Below are 2,610 nucleotides of genomic sequence, written 5' to 3'. Positions count from 1 at the left end.
CTTAGTGCTACTCATGTAGGTTTAGGGGATGTCACAATTCCTTTAAGGATATAGCTTTCAGCCCATTTTACCGATTTTTGACATACCCCCTTGACAATTGGCTCTTTTTCTTAACTTGTGACCAATGGGGGTGACTGAACTGACAAGAATGCTAGCAAGAGAAGGTTTTTTGTGGGTTAGACCTACAGAGGTAACTCAACAAGCAATGTCTCAAAGATTTTTAAGTTTTCCGTCTGAATTATTTGAGCGAGTATTTAAAGATTTGTTACCGTATTTAAGAACTGCTTGGCAGAACAGAAATCAACGATCTCTACCAGAAAGCATTCAATTCACATTGACGAAATTTTCCAGAATCTGGATAATAGATGGCTCAACATTAGAAGCATTGTTAAACGACAACGAAAACCAAACGTTAAGTTAATTGTCGCACCATTCCCAGAAAAACAGCGAGGCACTGACCAATTTTTCTTTCAAGCTTCTTCTAAAAGCCTCTTGACAACTGCCTTATAGCCTTAACTTGTGACAAATGAGTCACCCCTGCTACGTCTCGCCAAAGAAGAGTTAACACTGCTGCTACCATCAAAGGTAAGTTGAGAATTCTATCTCTTAATCCCAATTTTCGGCAGTAATTTTCTTGTGCGGTAATAGCTGGTGTTAATAATGCCTCTAGTGTGAGAGCGATCGCTTCATCTTCAGGCATTGGTCTTTGAGTCTTCTTGACAATCACCATTACCAGCCTTAGTGGGGGTCAGGGTAAGACGACAACCGCCCTGTTCCTCGGTCGGCTGCTATCACGCCAGGGTTTTCCTACATTGATGCTCGACTCTGACCCCCAACACAATCTCACTACCTATTTAGGGTTCGAGTTAGAACCTAACCAACCAACCTTACTGGAGTTTCTCAAAAAAACAGTCGCACCAGAGGACTGCATCTACCCGACCAAAGAAAACGACAATCTATTTCTCATCCCAGCCGATGACCAACTCGACACAGTACAGGATTACCTCTCCAATAGCGGAGTTGGCGCAACCTTACTGAAGCGCAGGTTAGAAGCAGTTGCCAAAATCTTCAAAGTCTGCATTATAGATGCACCACCACAGCGATCGCAAATTTGTCTGACCGTTATCGGCGCAGCAGATTTTTTGGTCATTCCCGCAGAAGCATCAGTAAAAGGTTATGGTTCCTTGGTGCGAACCTTTGACTTACTCAATGGTTTGCGAGATGTCGGTGCAACGGATGCTGAAGTTTTGGGCGTTATTCCATTTCGCGATCGCTGGTTTGGTAACACCCAAGCGCAAGAAAGTCGGGCTGCTGTAGATGGTATGCGCGACGAAGTAGGCGGCTCTTTGGTTCTACCTTCAATCCGAGAATCCGAACGCTACAAACAAGCCATTAACAAACGTACAACTCTCAGCCAGTTGGGATACACCGACCTAGAATATCCGTTTGAAATTTTAATCGAGAAAATTCGTACTTCTGTTGGGAGTAAGTAAACAATGTCAGAATCAGAAAACGTACTCGATCAACTACGCAACAAACGCCATCGCCCGACTGTTCCAGCACGAGCTGATGCGCTTGTTCCCAAACCACCCGAAGAAGCGCAAGTGCTAGCTTTTGAACAAAACCCTCCACAACCACCCACCCCAGTTACAGAACTTGCTTCCCCAACTGCTGTACCAGCAGACACACTCACCGAACTTAAAGTTGAACTCGAAAAATATCCCGAAACCCGACGACATTCGGCGATCGTTTTAGAAAAAGAACTCGACCAGGAATTAACCCGGTTCTGTTATCCCTCAGTTAACCTGAAAAAACGAACTTTCGTACTCAGATATGGTTCAAAACGGCCATGATATGGTTCAAACCAAGAAAACTTTTGAGGGAAATAGAGTCAGTGTCAGGATATGAAGGAAAAAACTAGGAGAAAATGATTGAACCAATCCGAGTTCATTGACTGGTGTAGTGCATTGCAACTGAAAGCAGTAACAATTGATGTAATTGCTGCGATTCGGTCTGCGCCACCGTCACGTCGGGTTGCTGGGCGTGCGACTAATGTCAGCGGCTCATAAGTAAGTCGGCGGGGAAATTTATAACTATGTAACGAAAAGTTAAACTGAAGAATAAGAGTTAAATTTAATACGTTCCGTACTATGTTTTCCTCTTTCTCCCCTCGCTTTAACCCCATTGATTACGGCATAGGCAAGGTCTAATTCGTCGTCAAACATTTGTCCCGATAGCTCATCTTTTTTAAGATGCTGCCACTCCAATTCAATTGGGTTCATCTCAGAACAATATTTAGGCAGAAAAAAGATGTATAAACCCATGTATTCCCACTTTGACCATAACTGTTGAACTTCCTGGCATCGGTGGATTGGACCGTTATCCTGTACTATTACTCTTATACGTCCAAATTTTTCCGCCTCTTGGGCTTCAATCTCCATTATTTGGATATAAGATTTACGATTAACACCGCCAATAACTAAGCCATAAAAGCGATTAGCGGTTAGCGAGCTTGCGATTAGTTTTAAACAAGCCGCCCAATATGAGCGGGGTATTAGCTATTAGCTATTAGCCATTAGCTAACAGCTAACCGCTAACAGCTAACAGCGG

4 protein-coding genes and 2 pseudogenes are annotated in these 2,610 nt (G+C 43.4%); 4 read left to right on the top strand and 2 right to left on the bottom strand.

Features of this window, described 5'->3' with window-relative positions; genetic code table 11:
• Positions 1-127: 127 nt before the first annotated feature.
• Positions 128-388, top strand: a pseudogene (locus tag LC574_RS34995) (IS4 family transposase); the annotation flags it as partial.
• A 126-nt stretch (positions 389-514) separates the two neighbouring features.
• Here the strand turns inward: LC574_RS34995 and LC574_RS34990 are convergent.
• A pseudogene (locus tag LC574_RS34990) lies at positions 515-700 on the bottom strand (IS4 family transposase); the annotation flags it as partial.
• Between the two features lie 16 nt (positions 701-716).
• Here LC574_RS34990 and LC574_RS34985 point away from each other — a divergent pair.
• From LC574_RS34985 to LC574_RS34975, 3 genes are all read left to right on the top strand, one after another.
• Positions 717-1,493 carry a ParA family protein gene (locus tag LC574_RS34985; RefSeq protein ID WP_229458212.1) on the top strand — a complete coding sequence of 259 codons (777 nt, stop codon included), beginning with the start codon at positions 717-719 and terminating at the stop codon, positions 1,491-1,493.
• A gap of 3 nt (positions 1,494-1,496) precedes the next feature.
• Positions 1,497-1,853, top strand: coding sequence for a hypothetical protein (locus LC574_RS34980; RefSeq protein ID WP_229458211.1), 357 nt, complete (start codon positions 1,497-1,499; stop codon positions 1,851-1,853).
• Positions 1,854-1,931: 78 nt separating this feature from the next.
• Positions 1,932-2,069, top strand: coding sequence for a hypothetical protein (locus tag LC574_RS34975; protein WP_229458210.1), 138 nt, complete (start codon positions 1,932-1,934; stop codon positions 2,067-2,069).
• 39 nt (positions 2,070-2,108) lie between these two features.
• On the opposite strand, the gene LC574_RS34970 is transcribed toward LC574_RS34975, so the two are convergent.
• A complete protein-coding gene (locus LC574_RS34970) occupies positions 2,109-2,519 on the bottom strand; it encodes a transposase (RefSeq protein WP_368736772.1) in 411 nt (136 codons plus the stop codon).
• Positions 2,520-2,610 lie beyond the last annotated feature (91 nt).

Origin of the sequence: Nostoc sp. CHAB 5715 (assembly GCF_020829685.1) — a bacterium.
Lineage (GTDB): Bacteria > Cyanobacteriota > Cyanobacteriia > Cyanobacteriales > Nostocaceae > Nostoc.
This window is presented reverse-complemented; position numbering and strand designations above follow the sequence as displayed.